Source organism: Sinorhizobium sp. BJ1, assembly GCF_002531555.1.
Taxonomy (GTDB): Bacteria; Pseudomonadota; Alphaproteobacteria; order Rhizobiales; family Rhizobiaceae; genus Sinorhizobium; species Sinorhizobium fredii_B.
Window position 1 is genome coordinate 85,465 of sequence record NZ_NWTH01000018.1, and the last position, 26,932, is coordinate 112,396.

The window sequence follows — 26,932 nt, forward strand, 5'->3', positions numbered from 1 at the left end:
CCTCCCGCAAGGATCTCCCACGGCTGTCGGCCGCCCCTCATTCCTTCGGTCGATTGTCGACGACCCGTTTGGCCTTACCTTCCGAGCGGGCAACACCGCCCGGGTCGTGTACCTCGATCCTCGTGCTGACCCCGACGACGCTCTTGATATGATGGGCGAGTTCCCTTGCAGATCCGTCGCGCGCCGTTTCGTTCGCGGCTTCCAATGTGCATTCGACATGGACCGTCATGTTGTCCATGCGTCCGGAGCGGGTGAGCTCGATTTGGAAATGCGGCGCCAGGCCACTGCACTTGAGGATCTGCTCCTCGATCTGGGTCGGGAAGACGTTGACGCCGCGCAGGATCATCATGTCGTCGCAGCGGCCGGTGATCTTCTCGATGCGGCGCATCGAACGCGCCGTTCCGGGTAGCAGCCGCGTCAGGTCGCGGGTTCGATAGCGGATCATCGGCAGGCCTTCCTTGGTCAGCGTCGTGAACACCAACTCGCCCACTTCGCCATCGGGCAGTACCTCGCCGGTCGCCGGATCGATGATCTCGGGGTAGAAATGGTCCTCCCAGATATGCAGCCCGTCCTTCGTTTCCACGCATTCATTGGCGACGCCCGGGCCCATGACTTCCGAGAGGCCGTAGATGTCGACGGCATGCATGTCGAAGGCCTGCTCGATCTCCTCGCGCATGGCGTTGGTCCAGGGCTCTGCGCCGAAGATGCCGACAGCGAGCGAGCTCTCGCGCGGGTCCCTCCCCTGGCGGCGGAACTCGTCGAGGATCGACAGCATGTAGGAGGGGGTCACCATGATGATGCGCGGCTTGAAGTCGGCCATCAGCGTCACCTGCCGCTCGGTCATGCCGCCGGAGATCGGCACGACGGTGCAGCCTAGCCTTTCGGCGCCGTAATGGGCGCCGAGACCGCCGGTAAAGAGCCCGTAGCCATAGGCGACGTGGACGATGTCGCCCGGCCTGCCGCCGGAGGCACGAATGGAGCGCGCCACGACGCTTGCCCAGTTGTCGATGTCCTTTAGCGTGTAGCCGACGACGGTCGGCTTGCCTGTGGTGCCCGACGAGGCGTGGATGCGGCAGAGCTTCTCGCGCGGAACGGCGAACATGCCGAACGGATAGGTCTCGCGCAGATCCTGCTTGGTGGTGAAGGGAAACTTCGAAAGATCCGCGAACGTCTTCATGTCTGACGGATGCACGCCGGCCGCATCGAAGCGGGCGCGGTAAAAGGGCGAATTCTCATAAGCATGGGCGAGTGACCATTTCATTCGTTCGAGCTGGAGCGAGGCGATCTCATCGCGCGAGGCGGTTTCGATCGGCTCGAGATCGCCTGGGCGGGGTGAAAGGTCTTCCATGAATGTCTCCTCCCTAAATCCTCCCGCATGACATCCGCAACCGTCACCGATCCGTCGATGTGATGCAGCATTTTCAAAGCGTTGCGGCAGCCATCACGCCTATGATTCACCGTCCGGCTGCGGCAGGTGGGTGCCCTTGACGGTGCGCGAATGGCCACGGAACTCGGCGACGTGTTCGCCGCGCTGGTTGGTGATGCGGATATCGTAGATGCCGCCTCTACCGCGCCGCGAGATTTCGCTGGCCATCGCCGTCAATCGGTCGCCCTCGAAGGCCGGAGCGATGTAGGTCACCGAGCAGTGCTGGGCGACGGCGCGCTGGTTGTAGCTGTTGCAGGCGAAGGCGAAGGCGGAATCTGCGAGCGTAAAGATGTAGCCGCCGTGGCAGGTGCCGTGGCCGTTGGTCATCTCCGGGGTGATCGCCATCGAGATTGTTGCCGTACCCGGTGCGATCTGATCGAGCGTCATGCCGAGCCGCTGGGAGGCCTGATCGTCGTCCCACATGACGCGAGCGCAGGCATTGGCCAGTTCATCGGCGTTCAGTCTTGCCGCGTGCATCATCGGCCCTTGAACTCCGGTTTGCGCTTCTCGAGGAAGGCCGCCACACCCTCGGCATAGTCGGCGCTCCTGCCGGCTTCGCGCTGCAGGTCGCGTTCGAGCACGAGCTGTTCGTCGAAGGAATTGGTGGCTGCCGCCTGGATCGCACGTTTCGTCATGCCGAGCCCCTTGGTCGGCCCGGCCGCAAGCCGCGCGGCGAGGGCGGACGCCTCTTCCATCAGCGCTGCGTCTTCGACGGCGCGCCAGATCAAGCCCCAGTTTGCGGCCGTCTCCGCGTCGAGCGGCTCGGCCGTCAGCGCCAGCGCCTTGGCGCGGGCCTCGCCGAGGAGCCGCGGCAGGCTCCAGGTGCCGCCGGAATCGGGGACCAGGCCGATCTTCGCGAAGGCCTGGATGAAACGGGCGGAGCGGGCGGCAAGCGTGATGTCGCAGGCAAAGGCGATGTTGGCACCGGCGCCGGCGGCAACCCCGTTGACGGCACAGACGACCGGCTTATCGAGGCTGCGGATCAGCCGCAGAAGCGGGTTGTAGAAGGTCTCGATCGTCTGGCCGAGGTCTGGCGTACCGCCCTTGCGCGGGTCGCGGTCGCCGAGGTCCTGGCCGGCGCAGAAACCACGCCCGGCGCCCGTCAAGAGAACGGCGCGCACGTTCTCGTCCGAATGGGCGCGTTCGAAGCCGGCGCGCAGCGACAGATGCATTTCCTCGTTGAAGGCGTTCAGCTTGTCGGGGCGGTTGAGCGTCAGGCGCAGCACGCCGCCCTCAAGCGCCGATAGAACGGTGTCGGATTCGGACATGGTTCCTCCCTCGCGCCACCTCCATTTGGTGGCTTAAAAAAACACTTGCATAAACCGACCGGTCAGTCAATGATAAACGCAACAGCAGGGAGGAATGGACATGGGCCAGCTATTCGATCGGCATCGCACGGTGCTCGGCGCAGCCTTGCAGGCGGCGCAGGATCGCGGCTACTGGTCCGCCTATCCCGAGGTTCCGAGCGGCAAGATCTATGGCGAAACCGCCAAGGAGGACGGCCTCGCCGCCTATCGCGGCCGTCTTGGCAAGCCCTTCGCACTGCCCGGCCATCCTGGGAACGGAACGGTCGGGGCCGAAATCTCGCCCTATGGCCCCACACTCGGCATTACCTATCCGGCCGCCGGAGCCGCGACCCTCGTCGCCGCCTCTCAGGGCGCGGCGCACGCCTGGGCCAATGCCTCGCCCGAGGTGCGGGTGGGCGTCTGCCTGGAGATTCTGGCGCGGCTCAACCGCATCAGCTTCGAGATGGCCAATGCCGTCATGCATACGACTGGCCAGGCCTTTGCCATGGCCTTCCAGGCCGGCGGCCCGCATGCGCAGGATCGCGGCCTCGAAGCCGTCGCCTATGCCTGGGCGGAGATGACGCGCACACCCGCGGGCGCCGTCTGGGCCAAGCCGCAGGGCAAGGGCGAGCCGATCGTGCTCGAGAAGCACTGGCGCATCGTACCGCGCGGCGTGTCGCTCGTCATCGGCTGCCAGACCTTCCCGACCTGGAACAGCTATCCGGGCCTGTTTGCCAGCCTTGCCACCGGCAATACGGTGATCGTCAAGCCGCATCCGGGCGCCATTCTGCCGCTCGCCCTTACAGTTCTGGTGGCGCGCGAAGTCCTTGCCGAGGACGGCTTTCCCGCCGACGTAGTCCTGCTTGCCGCCGACGAGCCCGGCGCGGAGATCACCCGCGAACTCGTGCAGCATCAGGAGGTGGCGATCGTCGACTACACCGGCTCCAACGCTTTTGGCGAATGGGTCCGCAAAAACGCGGCAAGCCGCGAGGTCTATACCGAGGAGGCCGGCGTCAACTCGATCGTCATCGCCGCGACAGACGATTTTGCCGGCATGTGCGCCAATATCGCCTTTTCGCTGTCGCTCTACAGCGGCCAGATGTGCACCGCGCCGCAGAACATCTACGCGCCCCGTGGCGGAATCGAAACCAATGAGGGGCCGAAGAGCTTCGATGCGGTTGCGGCCGGCATCGCCGCGGCGGTCGATGCGCTGCTCGCCGATCCGGCGCGTGCCGCCGGCGTCTGCGGCGCCATCGCCAATCCCGCGACGCTTCTGCGGATCGAGGCTGGGCGCGGCCTTGGACGGCTGGTGCGCAACTCCACGCCGCTTGTGGGAGTCGAGGGGGCACGAACCGCGACTCCGATGATCCTGGCGGTAGAAGGCGATCAAACCTCTGCGCATGAGGAGGAGTGCTTCGGACCGATCGCTTTCGTCGTCGCGGTGGACGATGCTGCCCAGGGCATTGCCCATGCAGCCGAGCTTGCCCGCCGCAAGGGCGCAATCACCGCAGCGCTCTACGACACCGATGAGACGCGCATTGTCGAGGCGGCTGATGCGTTTGCGGCGGCCGGGGTGAACCTGTCCGTCAATCTGACCGGCGGCATTTTCGTCAATCAGAGCGCCGCCTTCAGCGATTTCCACGTCACCGGCGCCAATCCGGCCGGCAACGCCTGCCTGACAGACACGGCCTTTGTCGCTGGCCGCTTCCGCGTGGCGATGTGGCGCCGGCCAATGGCGGCGTAGGCGGCGCCGATCTTAAACCTGCATTGGTCCAATACCTGCACTCTTGGGAGGAGATGCCGACATGAGACTGCACACCACCACCGCATTTGGAACGCTGGCGCTTATTCTCGGGCTTACGGCTCCGGCGATGGCCGATATCCGCATTGGCGCGACACTCTCGGAGACGGGCCCCGCCGCCTTCCTCGGCGATCCGGAGGCGAAGACGCTGAAGATGCTGGTCGAGGAGATCAATGCCGCGGGCGGCGTCCTCGGCGAGAAGATCGAACTGATCGTCTATGACGATGGCGGCGACCCCAACAAGGCGCGCACGTTCGCCACCCGTCTTGTCGAGGACGATGAGGTCGTCGCCGTGATCGGCGGCACGACGACCGGCACCTCCATGGCGATCCTGCAGGTCTTCGAAGACGCGGAGATCCCCTTCATCTCGCTCGCCGGCGCGATCGAGATCATCGATCCGGTCCGCCCCTATACCTTCAAGACACCGCACACCGACCGCATGGCCTGCGCCAAGATCTTCGAGGACATGAAGGCCCGCGGCCTCACCAAGATCGGCATGATCTCCGGCTCCGACGGCTTCGGCGCATCGATGCACAAGCAGTGCCTGCAGATCGTCGGCGACTACGGCATCGAGGTGCTGGCCGACGAAACCTATGGGCCGAGCGACGCCGACATGACGCCGCAGCTTACCAACATCAAGGGGAAGGAAGGCGTGCAGGCGGTCCTCAATGCCGGATTTGGCCAAGGGCCGGCGATTGTCACCCGCAACTACCAGCAGCTCGCCGTCGGGCTGCCCTTCTATCAGTCGCACGGGGTTGCCTCCGATGCCTTCATCGAACTCGCCGGCGCCTCGGCGGCCGAGGGCATCCGCTTGCCGGGCACGGCGCTGCTGGTCGCGAAACTGCTCCCGGAAAGCGATCCGCAGCGCCCGGTCGTCACCGCCTATAAGGAAAGCTACGAGAAGGCGACGGGCAAGCCGGTTTCCACCTTCGGCGGCTACGCGCATGACGCGCTGCGTATCCTCGTCGATGCGCTCAATCGCGCCGGCGAAGCGGAACCGCAGGCGATCCGCGACGCGATCGAAGGCACATCGGGCCTTGTCGGCACCACGGGCACCGTCACCATGTCGGCGGAGGATCACCTCGGCCTCGATCTCAGCGCCTTCCGGATGCTCGAGATCAAGGACGGTGGCTGGAAGCTGGTCGAATAGGTCCGATCGGTCAAGCGCCGGGCGCGCCAGGCGCGCCCGGGTGATCGCTGGCGCACGGTAGCGGAGGCATCCATGCCCGAACTCATGCAATTTCTGTTGTCCGGAGTGACGGTCGGGGCGGTCTATGCGCTGGTCGCCCTCGGCTTCACCATCATCTACAACGCGTCCGATGTCGTGAATTTCGCCCAGGGCGAGTTCGTCATGCTCGGCGGCATGTTCACGGTGTTCGCCTTCGAGGCGGGGCTGCCGCTGCCGCTCGCGGCACTTCTCGCGATCATCGCCACGGCGGCGATCGGCGTGGCGCTCAACAAGCTCGCCATCGAGCCGGCGCGCGGCGCACCGGTCGTCTCGCTGATCATCATCACCATCGGTGCCTCGATTCTCATCCGTGGCGTGACGCAGATCGCCTTCGACAAGCAGCTCCACCGCTTTCCGGCCTTTTCCGGCGACACGCCCATCCAGATCGTGGGCGCGACGATCCTGCCGCAGAGTCTCTGGGTGATCGCCGGGGCGCTGGCGGTCTTCGTCGGCCTCTGGCTGTTCTTCACCCGGACGTTGACCGGCCGGGCGGTGCTCGCCACCGCCAACAATCGCATCGCCGCGCAGCTGGTGGGCATCAACACCAAATACGTGATGACGCTGAGCTTCGCGCTTTCGGCGGCAATCGGCGCGCTTGCCGGCGTTCTCGTCACGCCGATCACACTCACCGGCTACGACATCGGCATCGCACTTGCGCTGAAGGGCTTCGCCGCGGCCATGCTCGGCGGCATGGGCAATCCCAAGGGCGCGCTGGTGGGCGGCCTGCTGCTCGGCGTCCTCGAGGCGCTGACCGCCGGTTATCTGAGCTCGCAATACAAGGACGCCGCCGCCTTCGTCATCATCCTCGCGGTGCTATTCGCCATGCCGCAGGGGCTCTTCGGCCGGAAATCGACGGATCGGGTGTGACCATGCGGCTCTCTTCAAAGACAACGACTTTGCTCGTGCTTGCCGCACTGATCGCACTGGCGCCCCTGTTTTTTCCCTCGTCCTATTATTTCCGCGTCGGTTCGCTGATCTTCGTCAACGGGCTGGCGGTGACCGGGCTTGTCGTCCTCACCGGTTATGCCGGCCAGATCAGCCTCGGCCACGCCGGTTTCGTCGGCATCGGCGCCTATGCCTGCGCGCTGGCGCCGGTTCATCTCGGTCTCAACCCGCTTGCGGCGGCCGTCGTCGGAGCGGCGCTCTCGGGCGGTCTCGCCTGGCTCGTCGGGCGGCCGATCCTGCGTCTGAAGGGCTATTACCTGGCCGTGGCAAGCCTCGGCTTCGGCGCGCTGGTATCCATGGTACTCGCCAACGAGGCGCAGGTCACCGGCGGTCCGGACGGCATGACAGTACCCGATCCGGGGCTCAGAGCGTTGCTCAAATCGGCGGGTCTCGATCTCTCGAATTCCGCGTTCTGGTACGCGTTTTCGGGGGGTATCCTGGTGATCGGCGCCTGGCTGGCATTGAACCTCTATCACAGCCCCACGGGTCGGGCCCTGCGCGCGCTTCACGGATCGGAAGTTGCGGCCCGCACTGTCGGTGTCGACGTGGCGCGCTTCAAGCTGCAGGCCTTCGTCATCTCGGCGGTCTACGCCTCCCTTTCAGGCTCGCTGCTGGCACTGCAGAACAAGTTCATCACGCCGGATGTGGCGGGCTACATGCATTCGATCGAACTGGTCACGATGACCGTCCTCGGCGGCGCCGGATCGGTGATCGGCGCGATCAGCGGCGCGATGATCCTGACGACGCTGCCGCAGGTCCTGACCGTGTTCCAGGAATACGAGCAGGTCATGCTCGGCCTCGTCATGATGCTGGTGATGATCTTCATGCGTGATGGCCTGCTGCCGAGTCTCTCGCGCAGAATCCGGGGGAGGGGAGAATGAGCCTGCTTCAGGTTGAAGGTCTGGGCATCGATTTCGGCGGCCTGCGTGCCGTCCACGATGTCAGCTTTTCTCTCGGCGCCGGCGAGATCGTCTCGGTGATCGGACCGAACGGCGCCGGCAAGACGACGCTCTTCAACATGATCTCCGGCGTCTATCGGCCCGGGCAGGGGCGCGTGAAGCTTGCCGGCGAGGACGTGACCGGCATGGAGCCGCATCTGCTCGCCCGCCGTGGACTTTCCCGCACCTTCCAGAATCTGCAGATATTCCAGGCGATGACCGTGCTGGAGAATGCAATCGCCGGGCATCATCTGCATGAGAAGGGGCCGGTTCTCGCCGATCTCTTCAGCCTGCCGTCTTCGCGCCGCCGCGCCCGCGAGGCAGAATCCAGTGCGCGCCTGCTGCTCGAGCGAGTGGGTCTCGGCCGCGCTGAGGCCCAGGAGGCGGGCTCGCTCTCCTACGGCGCGCTGAAGCGTCTCGAGATCGCCCGCGCGCTGGCGCTGAAACCGAGCGTCCTTCTCCTCGATGAACCAGCGGCCGGCTGCAATGCGGTCGAGACGGAGGAGATCGACCGGCTGATCGCCGAAGTCGCGGCCGAAGGGGTGGCGATCCTTCTCGTCGAGCATGACATGAAGATGGTGATGCGCATCTCCAACCACATCGTCGTTCTGGATCATGGCGAGAAGATTGCCGAAGGCGCGCCGACGAAGGTGTCGCGCGATCCGCGCGTCATCGCGGCCTATCTCGGGCCGCAAGCGAGGGAGGCGGCCGATGCTCACGGTTGAGGGATTGCGCTCGCGCTACGGGCGCATCGAGGTCCTGCACGGCATCGACCTCGAGATCGGCTCGGGTGAGATCGTCGCGGTGGTCGGCGCCAATGGCGCCGGCAAGACGACGCTCTTACGTTGCCTCTCCGGCATCCAGCCGGTCTCCGGCGGGTCGATCCTCTTTCGAGGCGAGGCGCTGACAGCGGTGCCCGCCTATCGCCGCCTAGAGCGGGGCCTGGCACAATCGCCGGAAGGCCGGCAGATCTTCACCAACCTGACGGTCGAGGAAAATCTCCGCCTCGGCGCCTATCTCTTCTCCGACGCGAGGGTGGAGCGCGACATGGAGGATGCCTTCGCCCTGTTCCCGGTGCTGAAGGAAAAGCGCAATCTCGCCGCAGGCGGGCTCTCGGGCGGCCAGCAGCAGATGCTGGCGATCGCCCGTGCGCTGATGGGGCGGCCCTCCTGCCTGCTGCTCGACGAGCCGAGCATGGGGCTGGCGCCAATCCTGGTGCAGCAGATCTTCGACGTCGTCAAAGGCCTGCGGGCGCTCGACGTCACCGTTCTCCTCGTCGAGCAGAACGCCTTCGGCGCCTTGTCGATCGCGGACCGCGGCTATGTGATGGAGACCGGGCGGATCACCATGGCCGGCCCGGCCGGTGAACTCATCGCCGATGAAGGAATTCGCGAAGCCTACCTGGGAATCTAAGCCATGACCGTCAGCATCGAACGCCAAGGCGAGATCGCCGTCGTCACCGTCAATAACCCGCCGGTCAATGCGTTGTCGCAGGCGCTGCGCCAGGGGCTCTTCGACGCCGCCGAGGCGCTCGACGCCGATCCGTCGGTGAAGGCTGTGGTGCTTGCCTGTGCCGGGCGCACCTTTATCGCCGGTGCCGATGTCGGCGAATTCGGCAAGCCGCCGATGCCGCCGCACCTGCCCGACCTCGTCGCGCGGATCGAGCGGGCTGCCAAGCCCTGGATTGCGGCGATCCATGGCAGCGCGCTTGGTGGCGGCTTCGAGGTGACGCTCGGCTGCCGCTTTCGTGTGGCGGTTTCCTCGGCCAGCGTCGGCCTGCCGGAAGTCCGCCTCGGCATCGTGCCGGGCGCCGGCGGAACCGTCCGCTTGCCGCGGCTCGCCGGTGTCGAAACGGCCGTCGACATGGTGACGACCGGAACGCCGGTTGGGGCGCGCAAGGCCCACGAGGCTGGGCTGATCGACGCGGTGATCGAGGACGATCTCGTCGCTGGCGCCGTGGCATCCGCACGCGCTGCTCTCGATCGGCCCTTGCCGGACGCGCTCCGCGATCGCCCCGTCGCGGCAGTCGCGGAAGGCTTCTGGGAAGCCGCGGCAAAGACGGTGGCTGCCCGCGCGAAACGCGAGGAGGCGCCGCTGAGCGCGCTCGCCTGCGTGCGCCGCGCGGCGGAGGCAGACTTCGAGACGGCGATCGCCTTCGAGCGCGAAACCTTCTTGGCGCTGCGCGGTTCGCCGCAGGCCGCAGCGCTCCGCCATGTGTTCTTCGCCGAGCGCGCAGCGACGCGTCCGCCGGAGCTTGCCGGTGTCACACCATGGACGATCCGTTCGGCGGCGGTGATCGGCGGTGGCACAATGGGCGCCGGCATTGCCGCGGCGCTGCGCGATGCCAGCCTGCCGGTCATTCTGGTCGAGCGCGACGATGGCGCTGTCGAACGGGGGCTCGCCAACCTGCGCGCTATCTTCCATAGCGCTGCAAAGCGCGGCCGCATCTCCACCGACGCGGCCGCCGAGCGGATGGCGGGGATCACCGGCACGACGGATTATGCGGCGCTTTCCGATGTCGATCTGGTCATCGAGGCCGTTTTTGAAGATCTGGACGTGAAGCGCGACGTCTTCGCGCGTCTTGCCGCCGCCTGCCGCGATAATGCGATCCTCGCCACGAACACCTCCTATCTCGATCCCGAACGGATTGCGGAGGGCATCCGTCGGCCGGAGCGCTTCTTGGGCCTTCATTTCTTCAGCCCGGCGCAGATGATGAAGCTCCTGGAAATCATACCGACGCGGGCGTCGGCTCCAGAGGTGGTTGCGGCCGGCTTCGCGCTGGCGCGGATGCTGAACAAGATTCCGGTGCGCGCCGGCATTTGCGACGGGTTCATCGGCAACCGCATCCTCAAGGTGACGCGGGCTCAGGCCGAGCGGCTCTTGCTTTCGGGCGCCACGCCTCCGGCCGTCGACGCCGCCATGCGCGCCTTCGGCCTGCCGATGGGACCCTTCGAGGCGCAGGATCTCGGCGGACTCGACATCGCCGCGTTCCAACGCAAGGCCGCTCGCGCGCGCGGCGAGACGCCCTTCGCACCGATCGCCGATCGCCTTTGCGCGATCGAGCGCTTCGGCCAGAAGAGCGGCGGCGGCTGGTATGACTACCCGCCCGGCGACCGGACGCCGCGGCTTTCGGAAACGGTCGCGGCGATCATCGCGGAGGAGGCGAAGGACTGGCCCCGGCTGGACTGGGACGAGGACGCAATCGCCGACTGCATCCTTTTGCCGATGATCAACGAGGGGGCAAGTATCCTTGCGGACGGCACCGCCCTCAGGGCATCCGATATCGACCTGGTGAAGATCCACGGCTACGGTTTTCCGCGCTGGCGGGGTGGGCCGATGCACTATGCGCAGGCGCAGGGCCTTGATAAGGTCGTTGAGGCGCTGAACACGCTTGCGACCGAAGGACTAGCCGATCCGCCTTGCGACCTTTTGCTCGAGGCTGCCCGGCACGGCGGCTTCTCCGATGCCTCTCGCTGAGCGCTGTCGCCGAAATCCGCGCAGGTGGTCTGGGGAGAGGACCTGCATGAACGACAACGGACTGCTGTAGAATCTATCGTCCGATGGAACGCTCCTGGAGTTCCTCGCCGATGAAGCAATTGTGGGATTGCGCATATCCGGCAGGTCTCAGTCCGGGGCGGCGTTGTCTAACGCTGACCTTCAGCCCGGAGATCTCGTTCGTCAGCTTGGCAAGAATGGCGGCGGAGAATTGGCTGGCCTCGGACACCTTCATGACGAACGCCCCTTCTCCGCCGATGACGCATTCTTTGTAATAGCTATCGAGGTCCGGGATCGAAGCCGAAGCCTGCGTGTCACTCAACATGATCGCGAGTCCGTCGATGACGATCCCTTGGGCGACGGTACTGTTCCGGGCAACCGGCGCCGGTACCCCGGCATTATAGGGTCCGTGACGCTCAAGCACACACCCGGCTTCGTCTCCGCTCCGATCTGGACGACTGCCGGCGTTCCGTCCCTGCCATATGACGGCACGGACCCAATGGCGAGCGACGGAACACTGCTGCAGCCCGCCGGCGGCTCGACCTTCCTCATCGTCACCTTCCCGCCGGATGCCGTGATGATGTCGCCGGATTTCAGGCCCGACCTTGCGGGTCCGGAGCACGCGGCCGCCGCGCCGGGCATCGCCCAAACCTTCGAGATGGACAATCCCGGCATGCACACCACGCCGACCATGGATTATGGCATCGTACTCAGCGGCAAGATCACCCTTGAACTCGATGACGGCGCAACGGTGAACCTCGGCGCCGGGGACAGCTTGGTTCAGCACGGCACGCGCCACGCCTGGCGCAACCCGAACAGTGAGCCGGCGACGGTCGCCTTCGTGCTGATCGGCGCCGGAACCCGATAAGGCGGGGGTTCGCCGAAACCGCGCATCTCGAACCCGCTCCGCATGAAGGCGGGGCCGGAAGGAGAGGGCCCACTGCACTTGGCGAAGCCGACGCGGCACGAAGTTCAGCCGAGCCCGAGAAATGACTGCGGCGACCGACGGTCCGATCTGAACGCTCTCAATAGGATCGTCGTTCCGATCGGCCCACGCGGCGCAGTCTCCACCAAAAAGCGAGCCTGCTCGGTCGGAGCAGGCTCGCTTGTCATCATTGCGAAGAAGAGGCCTTCTGCCCCTCAGCTGCGCGGCTTGAGGTTTTCCGGGTCGTAGAGCGGCTTGTAGCCGACGCCTGCGACCTCGACCGGGTAGGTCTCACCGAAATACTCGACCTGCAGCTTGCGGCCGACCTGGCAATGGGACCAGGGCAGATAGGCGAGCGCAATGTTCTTGCCGATCGTCGGACCGTAGGCGATCGAGGTGGTGTAGGAGCGGCGGCCGAGTTCGTCTATCAGCACCTCGCCGCTCCCCGGGTCCATGACCGGCAGGTTGCCGACCGGGTAGCGCTTCACGCCGTTCCTGTCGGTGTTCTCGGTCATGACGAGCGTGCAGAGCATGGCGGGCTGGTGCTCGCGTGCCTTGTACTCCAGATGCTTCGCCTTGCCGCGGAAGTCCGCTTCCTTGACCTTAGGACGGGCAAGGTCGGCCTCGATGAGGTTGTACTGGGTGAGAAGATCCGCGTTCTGGAGGCGCAGGCTCTTTTCCATGCGGCGCGAGTTCGCATAGGTCTCGACGCCGAAGGCCATGACGCCCGTGGCGCGCAGCGCATCCCAGACGGCCAGGCCGTCCTCGTACTTCATGTGCAATTCCCAGCCCTGCTCGCCGACATAGGAGATGCGGAAGGCGGAGACCGGCTTGCCGGCGATCTCGATCTGCTGGATCGAGGCGAAGGGGAAGTTCTGCGGATCGAGGCCGGCCGGATCGGCAACCACCTTCTTCAGCGTTTCGCGGGCATTGGGGCCCCAGATGCCGATGGTGATGAACTTCTCCGATACGTCTGTGATGGTGACGTCGAGGCCGCGGTCTTCCGCGACACGGCGCATGTAGTGGAAGTCGCGCGGGCCGGCATCGGCGCCGTTTACGAGACGGCAGCGGTCGGCCATGCGGAAGACGGTGAAGTCGGCCCGCACCATGCCCTCGTCATCAAGGAAGTGGGTGTAGATGCCCTTGCCGATATTGCCGTCTCCGCCGATCTTGGCGGCGCAAAGCCACTCGAGAAGCTCGACGTGGTCCGGACCTTCGATGTCGACCATGTGGAAGTGCGAGAGGTTGACGATGCCGCAATCCTCGCTCATCGCCAGATGTTCGGCGTTGGAGACGCGCCAGAAATGGCGGTTGTCCCACTCGTTTTCGCGCATCGGAACGCGGTTGCCGTATTTTTCCAAGAGGTGCTCGTTGGCGGCATAGCCATGTGCGCGCTCCCAGCCGCCGAGTTCCATGAAGTAGCCGCCGAGTTCCTTCTCGCGCTCGTAGAAGGGCGAGCGCTTGACGTTGCGGCTGCTCGCATAGGGCTCACGCGTATGCACGGCCGGGAAGTAGATCTTCTGCGCCGCCTCGAAGCAGCGGTTCTCGATGAACTTCTCTTCGAGCTGGTGCGGGTAGAAGCGGGCGTAGTCGATCGAGGCATGGTCGATCTCGGTGCGCCCGTCCGTCATCCAGTCGGCGATCAGCTTGCCGTAGCCCGGGCCGTCCTTCACCCAGATGGCGACGCAGTACCAGAGACCGCGTACCTTCTGGCTCTCGCCGCAGGAGGGGCCGCCGGCGGCCGATACCTGCAGCAGGCCGTTAAAGGAGTGGCCCTCGTTATAGCCAAGCTCACCGAGGATCGGCGTCAGTTCCATGGCGCGCTCGAGCGGTTCGATGATCTGCTCCATCTCAAGGTCGCGCTGCGAGGGCGACAGGCGTGCCTCGTGCTTTTCGAGAATGTCGCGCGGATGGCAGAGGCGCGGATTGGTGGCCTCGTAGTAGCCCCACTCTATCTGGCCGCCTTCGGTGGTCTTCGGGTCGCCGGTGTCGCGCATATAGGCCGAGTTGCCCTGGTCGCGCAGCAGCGGGAAGCCGATTTCCTTGCCGGTGCCTTCGAATTCGTTGTACGGGCCGAAGAAGGTGAGCGGATGGTCGACCGGCATGACCGGCAGGTCTTCGCCGACCATTTCGGCGATCAAGCGGCCCCAGATGCCGGCGCAGACGATGACATGGTCGGCCATGATCGTGCCGCGATGCGTGACGACACCCTTGATGCGACCGTTCTCGACGAGGAGCGAAGTTGCCGGCGTATTGCCGAAGACCTGCAGCTTGCCGGACTTTTCCGCCGCATCGACCAGCTTGCCGGCAACCGTCTGCGAGCGCGGGATGACCAGGCCGGCGTCCGGATCGAACATGCCGCCCATGACCTGATCTTCCTCGATCAGCGGGAACATCTTCTTGATTTCGGCCGGCGAGACATAGTGCGCGCGGGTGCCGAAGGCCTTGGCGGAGGAAAGCTTGCGCTTGATCTCCTCCATCCAGACGTCGTCGCCGGTGCGTGCGACTTCCAGGCCGCCGATGCGGGCGTAGTGGCCCATCTTCTCGAAGAAGTCGATCGAGTATTGCGTCGTCCAGACCGATAGATAGTCGTGGCTGGTCGTGTAGCAGAAGTCGGAGGCATGCGCCGTCGAGCCAATGTCGGTCGGGATGCCGGACTTGTCGATGCCGACGATATCGTCCCATCCACGCTCGATCAGGTGATGGGCGATCGATGCGCCAACGATGCCACCCAGACCGATGATTACGACCTTCGCCCTTTGCGGAAACTCTGCCATTGCTTGCGACCCTAGTTGGTATGGAAGCCGGATATTAGATTTTGCAGCGGCGCGACTTGAGCCTGTCTACGACATAATCATCGTGCTGCACGACCAGAGCCATGCCGTAGCGGATGGCAGCAGCGGTGACTAGTGGGCTGATGCCTTCGGCAGGAAGCCATTCGCATCCCTTGTCCGTCCGTAACGATTTTCTCCGCCGGGCTCGAACTCTTTGGAATAAAATTCCTTAGTAAATTTATAGACTATCTTATCATCCTCTCGGACTGCATCGCATTCAGCGACCAGACAGGGGTGGAAAAATGATCACGCGCAGACAGACCCTCGCACTCATCGGCGCTACCGCCGCGGCCTTGAGCGCGCCGAGCATCCGGCCGGTACGGGCGGCCAACGAATTCCGCATCGGCTGGCAGAAGAACGGCGTCCTGGCATTGGCGAAGCGCACCGGCGCGCTCGAGAAGCGGCTTACGGAGCATGGCTTGAGCGTGAGCTGGGCTGAGTTCACCTCGGGTCCACCGCTCCTCGAGGCGCTCGGCGCCGGTTCGCTGGAGTTCGGTCCGACCGGAGACGTTCCGCCGCTCTTTGCGCAGGCGGCCGGGGCCAATCTTCTGTATGTCGGAAGCTACAAGGGCACGGCGTCGGGCTCCGCCATTCTCGTCCCGAAGGATTCGCGGATCGCGACGCTTCAGGACCTGAAGGGGAAGAAAGTCGCCTTCAAGCGCGGCTCCAGCGCCCATAACTTCACCGTCAAGGCGCTGCGCAAGGCTGGCCTGACCACCGACGACATCGAGGCTGCCGATCTCGCGCCGCCGGATGCAGCGGCCGCCTTCAAGACGGGAGGTATCGACGCCTGGGCGATATGGGATCCCTATTTTGCCGTTGCCGAAGCGGACCCTCAGACACGGGTCCTGACAACGGCGGAAGGCATTGTGGACAGCTGGAGCTTCTTCTTCGGCAATGGAGATTTCACCGCCTCCCAGCCGGAGGTCATCGCCGATGTGATCGACGAACTGGCCAAGGTCGGCGCCTGGGCGCAGGCCAATCTCAATGAAACCGTTCCGGCGCTTTCGGAGATCACCGGCATTCCCGTCGAGCTCACCCGAACGATCCTGACGCGAAAGGGGGCCGACCTCAGCAAGGTGGCGACCCTGTCGGACGACGCACTGACCTACCAGCAGGCTCTGGCGAACGAATTCCATGGCCTCGGCATCCTGCCGAAGACGCTGACGATCGCCGACTTCGCCTGGCGGCCCAAGGCCAGCTGAAACGCGGCGCAATGAAAGGAACAGACCGTGACGAATAAAGACAAGCCACTCGATTTCCTCTGGTTCATTCCGACCTCCGGCGATGGAGCCTATCTCGGCTCCGATGATCTGAGCCGCCCCCCAGATGTCGGGTATTTTCGCGAGATCGCCACGGCGGCAGACCGGCTGGGCTATTCCGGCGTGCTCATCCCGACCGGGTCGGCCTGCGAGGAATCCTTCATTCTTGCAGCGCACCTCGCGGCCTTCACGGAGAAGCTGAAGTTCCTCGTGGCCATCCGCCCGGGCATCGCATCGCCCGCCTATTACGCGCGCCTCACCGCGACGTTGGACCGGGTCTCGAAGGGGCGCCTGCTCCTCAACATCGTCGCGGGAGGAAGCGCCAAGGAGCTTGCCGGCGACGGCGTCTTCCTGCCGCATGACGAACGTTATGCGCACGCGGAGGAGTTCTTCCAGGTCTTCAATCAGCTCCTCGAGACGGGCAAGGCGCATCTCGACGGCAGATACATCAAGGCGCATGACGCGCAGCTCGGTTTCCCGCCGGTGCAGCAGCCGCGTCCGCCCCTCTATTTCGGCGGATCATCGGATGCCGCGATCGAATTTTCGACGGGCGTCGTCGACAAGTACCTGACCTGGGGCGAGACGCCGGCCGAGGTCGCCGACAAGATCGCCACGGTCCGCAAGGCCGCTGCCGACAAGGGCCGTGCAGTGACCTTCGGCATTCGCCTGCATTTCATCGTGCGCGAGACTGACGAAGAGGCCTGGGCCGCCGCCGACCGGCTGATCTCCAAGCTCTCGGACGAAACGATCGCCGCCGCCCAGCAGGGATTTGCGAAGAATTCCGATTCCGTCGGTCAGGCGCGCATGGCAGCACTTCACGGCGGCCGGCGCGACAGGCTCGAGGTATCGCCGAACCTTTGGGCCGGCATCGGACTCGTTCGCTCGGGGGCGGGGACCGCGCTCGTCGGCTCGCCAAAGACCGTGGCCGCACGCCTCAGGGAGTACCAGGAACTCGGCATCGATACGGTGATCGCCTCCGGCTATCCGCATCTCGAGGAGGCCTATCGCGTTTCTGAACTGCTCTTCCCCGAAATCGGTCTCAAGGGGCCGCGCAACCAGATCCGCTCTTCCTTCGGCGAGCCGCCGCTTTTCGCTGGCGGCGGACACGGCGGCAATCTGCGGGTCGTCGCGGGTTCTTGATCCAAACGGTGAATCTGTGCGGGGTCCGCGGCCCCCGCCAATCGAGAAGGAGAAGGATATGACCACATACGATGTTGCGAGCGATCGCCCGCAGCAGGGGAGGAGCTGGATCCTGCCGGCACTCTCGGCTCGGCAAATCCGACTGAAGGGGTTCTTGCCCTACGCCGTGCCGATCCTCTTGCTTCTGGTGTGGCAGATATTCTCGTCGGTCGGCTGGATTTCGACGCGGGTCATGCCGGCGCCGACGGATGTGACCGTTGCCTTCATTGACCAATTGCTGTCCGGCGCGCTGGTGCACAACGTGGCGGTTTCAGGGTCGCGCGCGCTGGCTGGCCTTGTCGTCGGCGGATCAATCGGTCTCGTGCTCGGCATTGCGAACGGCATCTCCAAGCTTTCCGAGCAATTGACGGACACCTCGCTGCAGATGCTCAGGACCATTCCGCATCTGGCGATGATCCCGCTGGTGATCCTCTGGTTCGGGATTGGCGAGGAATCGAAGCTTTTCCTGACGTCTTTGGGCGTGCTTTTTCCAATCTATCTCAACACCTTTCATGGTGTACGGAACGTCGATCGCGAGCTCATCGAGATGGGCCGAATCTACGGAATGAACGGTTGGACGCTGTTCAGGAAGGTCATCCTGCCCGGTGCCCTGCCTTCGATATTCGTTGGGCTGCGCTACGCGCTTGGGATCATGTGGCTGACACTCATCGTCTCGGAGTCGATCGCGGCGTCTTCCGGGATCGGCCATATGGCGAACCAGGCGCGCGAATTCATGATGACGGATGTGGTGGTCCTGTCGCTGCTCATCTACGCGGCGCTCGGCAAGCTCGCCGATGTGATTGCGAGGGTCATGGAGCGCCATGCCTTGTCCTGGAACCCGGTCTATAACAAATAGGAGGCCACAATGAGCGCCTACGTCAGCAGGTCCGCCCCGCGTCCAGGCACTGCCGAGCCCCTGGGCGAACATCGGCAAACGGTCTCCGTAGAAGCGACCGAAGCGGTCTCGATCGAGCTGCGGCGGATCGAGCAGTCCTTCGCCCAAAATCGTGTCCTTCGCGGCATCGACCTCGACGTCCCGGCCGGCCAGTTCCTGGCGATCGTCGGCAAGAGCGGCTGCGGCAAGAGTACCTTGTTGCGCCTGCTTGTCGGGCTGGACCGCCCAACATCCGGCTCCCTCCGTTTCGCCGACCGATCGGGAGACCCGGTAGGGGCCAATGCGCGCATCGTCTTCCAGGAGCCTCGGCTGCTTCCCTGGGCGAGGGTGGTCGACAATGTGGCGGTCGGCCTCGGCCAAGACATCGATGAGAACACGGCGCGCGTGAAAGCGCTGCTGGTGCTGGACGACGTTCAGTTGCTCGACAAGGCGGATCAATGGCCGGCGCGCCTCTCCGGCGGGCAGCGGCAGCGCGTGGCGCTCGCTCGCGCGCTCGTCAGCCGACCCGGCCTTCTAGTATTCGACGAACCTCTCGGAGCGCTCGACGCGTTGACGCGCATCACCATGCAGCAGCTCGTCAGCCGCGTCTGGCGGGAGCTTGGATTCACGGCGATACTCGTGACCCACGATGTCGGCGAGGCGGTGCATCTGGCCGACCGGGTGATCGTGCTGGACGGCGGCAAGGTAGCGCTCGATCTCGAAATTCCGGCCGCGCATCCACGTCGCCACGGCGATCCGGATCTCGCCGGCTTCGAGCGCCGTCTGCTGAACGCGATCCTCGGAGCGGATTGAACACGTCCCAAGCTCGCGTGCGTCCGATCACATCGACCGGATCGTGATCGTCCGCGTCGTGGCGAAACTCATCGCCAGGATCTGCTGGACAATTCTCTCTGCCTGGGCCGCGATCTCCGGAACACCGGTGAGTTCGCCGAAAGTCCCGCGCGCCAGCGGTCCGGCGACGAACAGATCCTCCACCGGATAGCCGTCCCGCGCCAGAGCCCGGCTGTCGTAATCGGACGCGATGCCGAGCCCGCGCGGGTCCTTGGCGAGAAGGCCGAGGCGTTCCAGCCCGGCAAGACAGCTCTGGCTACCAATCACGTTGCCCTGGTCGGGTCCGGTCGCCGCGATGACCCACTGCGCAGTATGGCGCTCGACTGTCCCGTGCGGCTTCACCGCAATGTCGATGGCGATTTCCGCCGGGCCGGGCCGGACGGCAATGATCCGTCCCGCACAGGTCCGGAGGCGGCCCGCCGACCTTTCGCTGTCGACAAGTTCGGCGATCTGCGGCGACATGCGAAACCGATGCGCTTCAAAGCGCCGGCGAAGATGACGGAGGACGCGGCGCTGTTCATCAAGCGGTAATGTTCGCCAGATGCCCTGTCCCTGATGTCGCAAGGCCTCGAAGACGCTCTGCCAGGGCAGGCCACCTTCCGTCACCTCCTTGAGGGCGAAGCGCACCTGCTTGAGAAGCGAAAGGGCGGTGTTCGGAACGCCGATAAGGAAGTCGCCATGCGGCGCGAAGTCGCCAGCGGCCTGGGGCTGCGGCAGATGTCCTGTTCGCGAAAGGAGCGTGATTGCGGCGCGATGCCGGCGATGGCGCAATGCTGCCGTGGCGTCGAGCGCCGTCAGGCCGGCACCGACGACGAAGACTTTGTCGTCCTGCCCTATCGCCTGGAGCGCACCAGGCCGCGAAAGGTCCCGTATGAAGCGAGGATCATCGCGAAGATGGCAGACAAGCTCGCCTGGCGGCATCGGCGGCGGATGGCCGGTCGCGATCACGACGACATCGGCCTGCAACGATGCGCCCCCATCTGCCTCGATCTGCCAGCGGCCGTACCGGCGGCAAATGCGCTCGACGCGCTCGCGCACATGCCGGACGGTTCCGCTGTCGAGAACGGGCTGGAGCTGTCCGGCCATGAACGCCGCGAAATCGGCTCTTCGCGCATAGATCGCCCCATTCGCCACGGCACCCGGGTCCCGCTCAAGTCGACCCGAGCGGGACAGCCAACGGACAAAGGCTTGCGGATCGCCCGGCACCGCCCGCATTCGGTGGGCCGCGACATTGAGGCGCAGCGACGGATCATCGGTATCATAGGCCAAGCCGCCGCCGAGATCGGTGCGGGGCTCGAAGACGACGATCTCGTGAGGGCAGTATTGCCCGTGCAGCGCGAGAAGGCGGGCGATCGTGGCTCCGGTGAAGCCTCCGCCGATAATAGCGACTCGGCTGATGGTCGGTACCGGCGCGACGTCGTTCTGCAACGGCAGGGTTATTCTCAGCATTCCGATCTCCTTTCGGCTCGACGGGCGGCTTCGAAGTGTTCCTTGCGGCATGCGGTGGATATATTTTCTATAAACTATATAGACAAAGAAATTGGATGTCTATGGGGGCCGACCCGCCGCTGTTACCAATCGGGAAGCCCTGGATTTTGCCGAGAAGAGGAGAAACGGGATGTCGGTTCAGCCTTCAGGAGGTGCCTTCGATGTCGAGGGAGCGACCAGCCGTTCCATGAACCGGCCGGCCGATGCGGACGGTTTGAAGGCGGCCTTGCGCTCCTTGGGCGGCGGCGTCAGCATCATAACCGCAGGAGAGGGCGAGGCGCGGACCGGCGCCACCGTCACGTCGGCGACCGCCCTTTCCGTCGAGCCGCCGCGGATGCTCGTGTCCCTCAATGGCACGTCCTCGACCTGGCCGGTCGTCGAACGCTTCGGCCATTTCTGCGTCAATATCGCCGGCGCCCACCACGAAGTGCTTGCCAACCAGTTCGCCGGTCGCGGCGGGCTTAAGGGACCCGATCGCTACCGCGGCGCCGAATGGACCCGCCTTGCCAGCGGCGCGCCGGTCCTTCAGGATGCGGTGGCGGCCGTCGACTGCGAGGTGGAGGAAGCCATCGTGCGGCACAGCCACGTGATCGTGCTCGGGCGTGTGGTCGGCATCCGCGCCGGTGGGGGCGGGTCCCTGATCTACCGCGAAGGCCGTTATTTTGCGCTTTCCGGTTAGAGATGGACGAAGGAATCCCCAGGGGGTACTGTATAGTTTATATGGAAATTATTGACGAATGGGCCGAATGCGGCGACACTGCGCGCCGGCTCATGAAGGGTCCAACAGGAGGAATGCCGAATGCCGCTCGGTATGGTGAACTTTTCCTTCGATCTATTCGCAGCCTGGCGCGAACATACCCGCGCGAAGAGCGCGCCCGAGAAAGCAGCCAAAGAGAAAAAGGCCGCCGCGGTCGACCGGAGCGACGAGGAACAGGCGCGCCAGCAGGCTCTGTTCTGGGGATTGTTCCCGGTTCTCTAAGGCGGAATGGCGAGCAGTGTACGCGGCCTCTGCCCATTTACCGGTCTGGCTGAGCCAGCATCAGTAGGGATGCATGAGATGGGATCCATTACGCATCTGCATGAGCGTCTTCGACCGGTGCCGCTTCGAATATCATCCGACGAGGAGGTATTGACGGCGGCCGGCGAGGTTGTGGCGCTCGGCGCCGATGCTCCCGCGGCTGTCCTGACAGACGCCCTCGTGCGGTCCGGCCTGCTGGCGATCTCGATTCCCTCCGATTTCGATGGCGCTGACGTATCGAACGGATTGATCGCTCAGGCCGTGTCGCAGATCGCCGAAGTGCAGCCGGCTGCGGCCGGTGCGCTTGTCGACCACTTCCGCGCCCTCGAACTGGTCCGCAATGGCGGCAGCGAGGAACAGCGGCGCAGTATCTATTCGCATGTGGCAACGGGTGAGAGGTTGTCGGCAGCGGGCCCGAGCGATCAGGGCACAAAACATCGCTACGTCCACGATGGTATCGGCCTCAAATTGATCGGTGCTCTCGAGGCTGCCAATCTCGGCGAGCCGGATTGGTTCGCCATTCTTGCGCTAAACGACGCCGAGGCGACGAGCCTCTTGCTCATCCAGCGTGGCAGCACCGACGCCGATGTGGTCCGTGTTGGCGAGCCGGCACTGTATCGCCTTGATAGGGTGCATGTGCCGGCTGACTCGGTGCTTGCCCTCAACCGCGATGCGCTGGTCCTTGCGCGATCGCTCGGAACGATCCTGCATGCCGCAACCGTCCTCGGAGAGAAGCGCCGGCAACTGGCAGGCAATTTGAACTTGTGGCGCGCCGGCCGTCCGTCGGGCGACCGGCCGTGGGACGAGCGGATCGGGCGATTCCAGGTCGAGATCGAGACATTGGCGGCCCTGATCGATCGGGCTTCGACCGCCCTCGACCTCGCGCAGGTGAACGCCACGCCGGCTGGCGTCGTGGAGGTGGCCAGAGTTGCCACCGCGATCGAGATCGCCTTTCCGCTGGAAGGAACGCGCGGCACCGGGCACCTGCTCGCAGAGCTCGGGCGCACGCTATTCATAGGCTGAGGTCAGCCTATTCGCCGGCGATAAGCGCTTCCTCGACGGTCTTCGCCCGCTCCTTGGAGACGAACTGCGCGAGCGTCATATTGTCGAGGATGGTGGCGATCGCGTCTCGAACCTCGGTCATCGAGAGGCGCACCTGACAGCCGACCGGATCGTTGCAATCGTCGCACGCCTCGAAGGCCGTCCGGCTCGCACAGCGGATGGGAGCGAGTGGCCCGTCAAGCGCGCGAATGACCTGGCCGATCATTATCTCCGAGGCGGGCTTCGACAAAGAATAGCCGCCGTTGGGACCTTTCTTCGAGCGCAGGATGCCGGTGTTGCGCAATTCCAGGAGGATCGTGTCGAGGAACTTTTTCGGGATATTGTTGCGTGTCGCAATCTCCGTCACGAACGCGGTTTCTCCAGGACCAAGGCGCGCCAGATCAACAAGCGCCTTCAATCCGTACTTGCCTTTTTTCGTAAGCATTGTGGGACTCGGATAGTGTCCGTCGCGCACGTGCCGGATGGCGCGCACAAGGAACGGACGTTTATTATTTCTTACTTAGTAAATAGTTTTTGCCGATTTAATCTGCAAGTGAGTGCCACCGAAACTGCTACCGCATGGCGATGAATTTTCAGTCACTCACGTAAGAATCAGTGATTTGACCCGCTTTCACGCAGCTCAAGCCGTCTGCGCTGGTCAGGAACGCCCTCTTTTCTTTTCCCGTTCGCCTTTGACAGAAGGAAGGCATCGAGCGCGCGACAGCCTCTGTTTCCTGGTCAAGGCCCGGTGCCGAAGAAGGCGAGGCGTGTGAAAAGAATGTAGTTCGACTCCGATACCATCAGCGCCACGAACACGAGGACCAGCAGTGGCGGCAGCAGGATAGCGTAGGTCAGCGCGAGCCGCTCCCAGGCCATATGCATGAACACCGCGACGATCAGCCCCGCCTTCAGCATCATGAAGATCAGGATCAGCGACCAGCGCAGATATCCCTGCAGACCGAAATAATCGACCAGGTAGGAAAAGGCGCTGAGCACGAACAGCAGCCCCCAGACCAGGAGGTAGAGCTTGATCGGGTGCTGTTGGTGTTCCGCCTGTGCCACATGTTGTGCGGCACGTGCCTCGGCATGAGCCATGGTGCCCTCCTCACCAGAGATAGAAGAATGCGAAGATGAAAACCCAGACCAGATCGACGAAGTGCCAGTAGAGACCGGTGATCTCGACGATCTCGTAGCGGCCCTTGCGGCTGGTGAAGAAGCCGCGCCGCTCCGTGTCGAAATCACCGCGCCAGACCTTGCGCGCCACGATCAGCAGGAAGATCACGCCGAACGTGACATGGGTGCCGTGAAAACCGGTAATCATGAAGAAGGAGGAGCCGAATTGCGCCGCTCCCCAGGGATTGCCCCAGGGACGCACGCCTTCGGCGATCAGCTTCGACCACTCGAATGCCTGCATGCCCACAAAGGTGGCGCCGAATAGCGCCGTGACCAGCATGAGAATTGCGGTCTTCCTCCGATCGCGGCGATAGCCGCAGTTGACGGCCATTGCCATGGTGCCGCTCGAGGAGATGAGAACGAAGGTCATGATCGCAATCAGGATCAGCGGCATATGCGTTCCGGCAATCTCAAGGGCGAAGACCTCGCTCGGATTCGGCCAGGGAACGGTCGTGGACATGCGCGCCGCCATGTAGGCGAGCAGGAAGCAGCCGAAGACGAAGGTGTCGCTCAAGAGAAAGATCCACATCATCGCCTTTCCCCAGGAGACGTTCTTGAAGGTGCGTTGGTCCGAGGCCCAGTCCGACGCCAGCCCAGCCAGACCGGCCCGGTGGGGAAGCGTTTCTGCTGCGGGGGTCTTGATCGGGGCAGACATTGTCAGCGGTTCCTATGTCAGCAGTTGGCGGCAGAAATCGACGACGTCGCTGGCCCAGCCGGAAAAGAGCGCGAAGAGCACCAGCCAGACGAACAGCATGAAATGCCAGTAGATGGCGCAGAGCTCGACCGTCAGGCGCATTCTGCGGTCCAGCGGCCCGCCCCAGGCGCGGACCGTGAGCCGGCCGAGCGCGACAAGCCCGCCGACAATGTGCAGGCCGTGCATGCCGGTCAGCAGATAGAAGAAGCTGTTGGCGGGATTTCCGGCGAGAAGGTAACCGGCAGAGGTCAGCTCGCGCCAGGCGAAAAGTTGCCCCACGAGGAAGGCGAGACCTGCCGCCAGGGCGGCAAGCAGGTCGGTTCGGGTGGCCTCGTCATCGCGCCGCCCCGCCTCCACCTTTGCCCTGTGTAGGGTAACGCTGCCGACGGCAAGTATGCCCGTGTTGACCCAGAGGAGGCCGGGCAGGGGCAACGACCCCCAGTCGGAGGAAGTCATACGCATGAAATAGGCGCTGATGGCAAGCGAGAACAGCGCGCCGACGACGCCGAGGAAGACGCCCAGACCGATTTTTGAAGCCGGCAACGGCGCGCCGCTCCGGCGGTCGTAGACATGACCGACCTCGAGCCAGGGACGCGACGCCAGCCGCTGCTGGGCGAGCCACCAGACGATGACGGCAGCGACTAGCATGAGGAAGATTAGAGCGACGCTCATGAGGCCGCCTCATGGGTGACGAGGCCCGGCGTCGCCTGGTTCTGCGGGATGAAATCCTCGGGCGCACCCGGGACGCTGTAATCGTAGGCCCAGCGATAGACGACGGGCAGTTCCTTACCCCAGTTGCCGTGTGATGGCGGCGTTTCGGGCGTCTGCCACTCGAGCGTCGTCGCCCGCCAGGGATTGCCGCCGGCCTCCCGGCCGTGCCGCACGCTCCAGGCGAGATTGAAGAGGAAGACGATCTGCGCTGCGCCGACGACCAGCGCCATGACGCTGATGAAGGCGTTGAGGGTGTGGACGGAGTCCGCCACGAACGCCATCTCTCCCAGTTCGTAGTAGCGGCGCGGCACGCCGACGAGACCCACATAGTGCATCGGAAAGAAGATCGCATAGGCGCCGATGAAGGTGACCCAGAAGTGAATCTGGCCGAGCACTTCGTTGAGCATGCGTCCGGTGATCTTCGGGTACCAGTGATAGATCGCGCCGAAGATGACCATGATCGGCGCAACGCCCATGACCATGTGGAAATGCGCGACGACGAACATGGTGTCGGAGAGCGGCACGTCGACGACGACATTGCCGAGGAAGAGCCCCGTCAATCCGCCATTGACGAAGGTGACGATGAAGGCGAGCGCGAAGAGCATCGGCAGGGTCAGGTGGATGTTGCCGCGCCAGAGGGTGAGCACCCAGTTGTAGACCTTGATCGCCGTCGGTACCGCGATGATCAGCGTCGTGGTGGCGAAGAAGAAACCGAAATAGGGGTTCATCCCGCTGACATACATGTGGTGGGCCCAGACGATGAAGGAGAGGCCGCCGATGATGACGATCGCCCAGACCATCATGCGGTAGCCGAAGATGTTCTTGCGCGCATGAGTGCTGATGAGATCGGACACGATGCCGAAGGCGGGCAGGGCGACGATATAAACCTCAGGGTGGCCGAAGAACCAGAAGAGGTGCTGGAAGAGGATCGGACTGCCGCCGCCATGTTGCAGCTGTTCGCCCATTTCGACGATCGCCGGCATGAAGAAGCTTGTGCCGAGCAGCCGGTCGAAGAGCATCATGACGCAGGCGACGAAAAGGGCGGGGAAGGCGAGCAGCGCCATTACCGTCGCCGTGAAGATGCCCCAGACGGTCAGCGGCAGGCGCATCAGCGTCATGCCGCGCGCGCGGCCCTGGAGCACGGTGACGACATAGTTGAGACCGCCCATGGTGAAGCCGATGATGAAGATGATCAGCGACGAGAGCATCAGGATGATGCCCCAATCCTTGCCGCCCGGTGTGCCGGAGAGAACCGCCTGCGGCGGATAGAGGGTCCAGCCGGCGCCGGTCGGCCCGCCGGGGGCGAAGAAGCTGGCGACCAGGACCAGCACGGCGAGCAGGTAGATCCAGTAGCTGAGCATGTTGGCGTAGGGGAACACCATATCCCGGGCGCCGACCATCAGCGGAATGAGGTAATTGCCGAAGCCGCCGAGGAAGAGCGCGGTCAACAGGTAGATCACCATGATCATGCCGTGCATGGTGATGTACTGGTAGTAGGCCTCGGCGTCGATCAGTTCAAATGTGCCCGGAAAGCCGAGCTGCAGGCGCATCAGCCAGGAGAGCACCAGCGCCACCATGCCAATGGCGATCGCCGTCGTCGCATATTGAATAGCGATGATCTTCGCATCCTGGCTGAAGACGTAGCGCGTCCACCAGCTATGCGGATGATACAGTTCAACATCCTCGACTTCGGGAGGCGGAAGCGCCTCGCCAATACCGGACCGGACGTCGACCATCATATGTCCTCCCAGGTTTGCTACTC

Annotated in this window: 26 protein-coding genes; 15 read left to right on the forward strand and 11 right to left on the reverse strand. The window is 64.3% G+C overall.

Annotation, left to right across the window (positions count from 1 at the left end; all coding sequences use genetic code 11):
* Positions 1-37: 37 nt before the first annotated feature.
* The 3 genes from paaK to paaG all read right to left on the reverse strand — a co-directional run bounded on the left by paaK (position 38) and on the right by paaG (position 2,694).
* Entirely contained in the window at positions 38-1,348 is a 1,311-nt protein-coding gene (gene paaK / locus CO676_RS21455) for a phenylacetate--CoA ligase PaaK (protein WP_097522554.1), read from the reverse strand.
* A gap of 99 nt (positions 1,349-1,447) precedes the next feature.
* Positions 1,448-1,906: a hydroxyphenylacetyl-CoA thioesterase PaaI gene (paaI, locus tag CO676_RS21460; protein WP_014765653.1), complete on the reverse strand. Its 459-nt coding sequence runs from the start codon at positions 1,904-1,906 to the stop codon at positions 1,448-1,450.
* Complete coding sequence (gene paaG, locus CO676_RS21465; protein ID WP_097522555.1) at positions 1,903-2,694, reverse strand: 2-(1,2-epoxy-1,2-dihydrophenyl)acetyl-CoA isomerase PaaG; 792 nt, start codon at positions 2,692-2,694, stop codon at positions 1,903-1,905. Before paaG ends, paaI begins: the two co-directional genes overlap by 4 nt.
* Positions 2,695-2,794: 100 nt before the next feature.
* On the opposite strand from paaG, the gene paaN reads away from it, so the two are divergent.
* From paaN to CO676_RS21500, 7 genes are all read left to right on the forward strand, one after another.
* Positions 2,795-4,456 carry a phenylacetic acid degradation protein PaaN gene (gene paaN, locus CO676_RS21470; RefSeq protein ID WP_097522556.1) on the forward strand — a complete coding sequence of 554 codons (1,662 nt, stop codon included), beginning with the start codon at positions 2,795-2,797 and terminating at the stop codon, positions 4,454-4,456.
* A 61-nt stretch (positions 4,457-4,517) separates the two neighbouring features.
* Positions 4,518-5,663, forward strand: a complete 1,146-nt coding sequence (locus CO676_RS21475; RefSeq protein ID WP_097522557.1) for an ABC transporter substrate-binding protein — start codon at positions 4,518-4,520, stop codon at positions 5,661-5,663.
* Positions 5,664-5,735: 72 nt separating this feature from the next.
* The gene (locus tag CO676_RS21480) at positions 5,736-6,608 is read left to right on the forward strand and encodes a branched-chain amino acid ABC transporter permease (protein WP_014765649.1); all 873 of its coding nucleotides are present in this window, start codon (positions 5,736-5,738) and stop codon (positions 6,606-6,608) included.
* A gap of 2 nt (positions 6,609-6,610) precedes the next feature.
* The gene (locus CO676_RS21485) at positions 6,611-7,567 is read left to right on the forward strand and encodes a branched-chain amino acid ABC transporter permease (RefSeq protein WP_097522558.1); all 957 of its coding nucleotides are present in this window, start codon (positions 6,611-6,613) and stop codon (positions 7,565-7,567) included.
* Positions 7,564-8,349 (forward strand): ABC transporter ATP-binding protein, encoded by a 786-nt coding sequence (locus CO676_RS21490; protein ID WP_097522559.1) that lies wholly within the window; start codon positions 7,564-7,566, stop codon positions 8,347-8,349. The genes CO676_RS21485 and CO676_RS21490 overlap by 4 nt, the downstream gene beginning before the upstream one ends.
* Entirely contained in the window at positions 8,336-9,037 is a 702-nt protein-coding gene (locus CO676_RS21495) for an ABC transporter ATP-binding protein (protein ID WP_097522560.1), read from the forward strand. Before CO676_RS21490 ends, CO676_RS21495 begins: the two co-directional genes overlap by 14 nt.
* A 3-nt stretch (positions 9,038-9,040) precedes the next feature.
* On the forward strand, positions 9,041-11,101 hold the full coding sequence (locus CO676_RS21500) for a 3-hydroxyacyl-CoA dehydrogenase NAD-binding domain-containing protein (RefSeq protein WP_097522561.1): 2,061 nt from the start codon (positions 9,041-9,043) through the stop codon (positions 11,099-11,101).
* A 73-nt stretch (positions 11,102-11,174) separates the two neighbouring features.
* On the opposite strand, the gene CO676_RS21505 is transcribed toward CO676_RS21500, so the two are convergent.
* Positions 11,175-11,543 carry a DUF1194 domain-containing protein gene (locus CO676_RS21505; protein WP_245424388.1) on the reverse strand — a complete coding sequence of 123 codons (369 nt, stop codon included), beginning with the start codon at positions 11,541-11,543 and terminating at the stop codon, positions 11,175-11,177.
* On the opposite strand from CO676_RS21505, the gene CO676_RS21510 reads away from it, so the two are divergent.
* Entirely contained in the window at positions 11,529-11,987 is a 459-nt protein-coding gene (locus CO676_RS21510; RefSeq protein WP_245424389.1) for a cupin domain-containing protein, read from the forward strand. The genes CO676_RS21505 and CO676_RS21510 overlap by 15 nt on opposite strands.
* 272 nt (positions 11,988-12,259) lie before the next feature.
* Here the strand turns inward: CO676_RS21510 and CO676_RS21515 are convergent, their stop codons facing one another.
* Positions 12,260-14,821, reverse strand: coding sequence for an FAD-dependent oxidoreductase (locus CO676_RS21515; protein ID WP_014765643.1), 2,562 nt, complete (start codon positions 14,819-14,821; stop codon positions 12,260-12,262).
* A 299-nt stretch (positions 14,822-15,120) separates the two neighbouring features.
* Between CO676_RS21515 and CO676_RS21520 the strand changes: the two genes are divergently transcribed.
* Genes CO676_RS21520 through CO676_RS21535 form a run of 4 tightly spaced genes read left to right on the forward strand, consistent with a single transcriptional unit; the run spans position 15,121 to position 19,006 of the window.
* The gene (locus tag CO676_RS21520; protein WP_014765642.1) at positions 15,121-16,083 is read left to right on the forward strand and encodes an aliphatic sulfonate ABC transporter substrate-binding protein; all 963 of its coding nucleotides are present in this window, start codon (positions 15,121-15,123) and stop codon (positions 16,081-16,083) included.
* A 27-nt stretch (positions 16,084-16,110) separates the two neighbouring features.
* Positions 16,111-17,280 carry an FMNH2-dependent alkanesulfonate monooxygenase gene (gene ssuD / locus CO676_RS21525; protein ID WP_097522562.1) on the forward strand — a complete coding sequence of 390 codons (1,170 nt, stop codon included), beginning with the start codon at positions 16,111-16,113 and terminating at the stop codon, positions 17,278-17,280.
* A gap of 58 nt (positions 17,281-17,338) precedes the next feature.
* On the forward strand, positions 17,339-18,175 hold the full coding sequence (locus CO676_RS21530; protein ID WP_097522563.1) for an ABC transporter permease subunit: 837 nt from the start codon (positions 17,339-17,341) through the stop codon (positions 18,173-18,175).
* Between the two features lie 9 nt (positions 18,176-18,184).
* Positions 18,185-19,006, forward strand: coding sequence for an ATP-binding cassette domain-containing protein (locus CO676_RS21535; protein ID WP_097522564.1), 822 nt, complete (start codon positions 18,185-18,187; stop codon positions 19,004-19,006).
* Positions 19,007-19,033: 27 nt separating this feature from the next.
* On the opposite strand, the gene CO676_RS21540 is transcribed toward CO676_RS21535, so the two are convergent.
* Positions 19,034-20,494 (reverse strand): FAD/NAD(P)-binding protein, encoded by a 1,461-nt coding sequence (locus tag CO676_RS21540; protein WP_097522565.1) that lies wholly within the window; start codon positions 20,492-20,494, stop codon positions 19,034-19,036.
* 226 nt (positions 20,495-20,720) lie between these two features.
* Here CO676_RS21540 and CO676_RS21545 point away from each other — a divergent pair, with 226 nt between their 5' ends.
* From CO676_RS21545 to CO676_RS21555, 3 genes are all read left to right on the forward strand, one after another.
* Entirely contained in the window at positions 20,721-21,212 is a 492-nt protein-coding gene (locus CO676_RS21545) for a flavin reductase family protein (RefSeq protein WP_245424390.1), read from the forward strand.
* Positions 21,213-21,332: 120 nt separating this feature from the next.
* Complete coding sequence (locus tag CO676_RS21550; RefSeq protein WP_097522567.1) at positions 21,333-21,512, forward strand: hypothetical protein; 180 nt, start codon at positions 21,333-21,335, stop codon at positions 21,510-21,512.
* 78 nt (positions 21,513-21,590) lie between these two features.
* Entirely contained in the window at positions 21,591-22,574 is a 984-nt protein-coding gene (locus CO676_RS21555) for an acyl-CoA dehydrogenase family protein (protein ID WP_097522596.1), read from the forward strand.
* A 7-nt stretch (positions 22,575-22,581) separates the two neighbouring features.
* Here the strand turns inward: CO676_RS21555 and CO676_RS21560 are convergent, their stop codons facing one another.
* From CO676_RS21560 to ctaD, 5 genes are all read right to left on the reverse strand, one after another.
* Positions 22,582-23,037: an Rrf2 family transcriptional regulator gene (locus CO676_RS21560; RefSeq protein WP_041414613.1), complete on the reverse strand. Its 456-nt coding sequence runs from the start codon at positions 23,035-23,037 to the stop codon at positions 22,582-22,584.
* Positions 23,038-23,330: 293 nt separating this feature from the next.
* On the reverse strand, positions 23,331-23,687 hold the full coding sequence (locus CO676_RS21565) for a cytochrome C oxidase subunit IV family protein (RefSeq protein WP_097522568.1): 357 nt from the start codon (positions 23,685-23,687) through the stop codon (positions 23,331-23,333).
* A 10-nt stretch (positions 23,688-23,697) separates the two neighbouring features.
* Positions 23,698-24,420: a heme-copper oxidase subunit III family protein gene (locus tag CO676_RS21570; RefSeq protein WP_097522569.1), complete on the reverse strand. Its 723-nt coding sequence runs from the start codon at positions 24,418-24,420 to the stop codon at positions 23,698-23,700.
* 12 nt (positions 24,421-24,432) lie between these two features.
* Complete coding sequence (locus tag CO676_RS21575) at positions 24,433-25,131, reverse strand: cytochrome c oxidase subunit 3 (RefSeq protein WP_097522570.1); 699 nt, start codon at positions 25,129-25,131, stop codon at positions 24,433-24,435.
* On the reverse strand, positions 25,128-26,909 hold the full coding sequence (ctaD, locus tag CO676_RS21580) for a cytochrome c oxidase subunit I (protein ID WP_014765632.1): 1,782 nt from the start codon (positions 26,907-26,909) through the stop codon (positions 25,128-25,130). Before ctaD ends, CO676_RS21575 begins: the two co-directional genes overlap by 4 nt.
* Between the last annotated feature and the right edge of the window lie 23 nt (positions 26,910-26,932).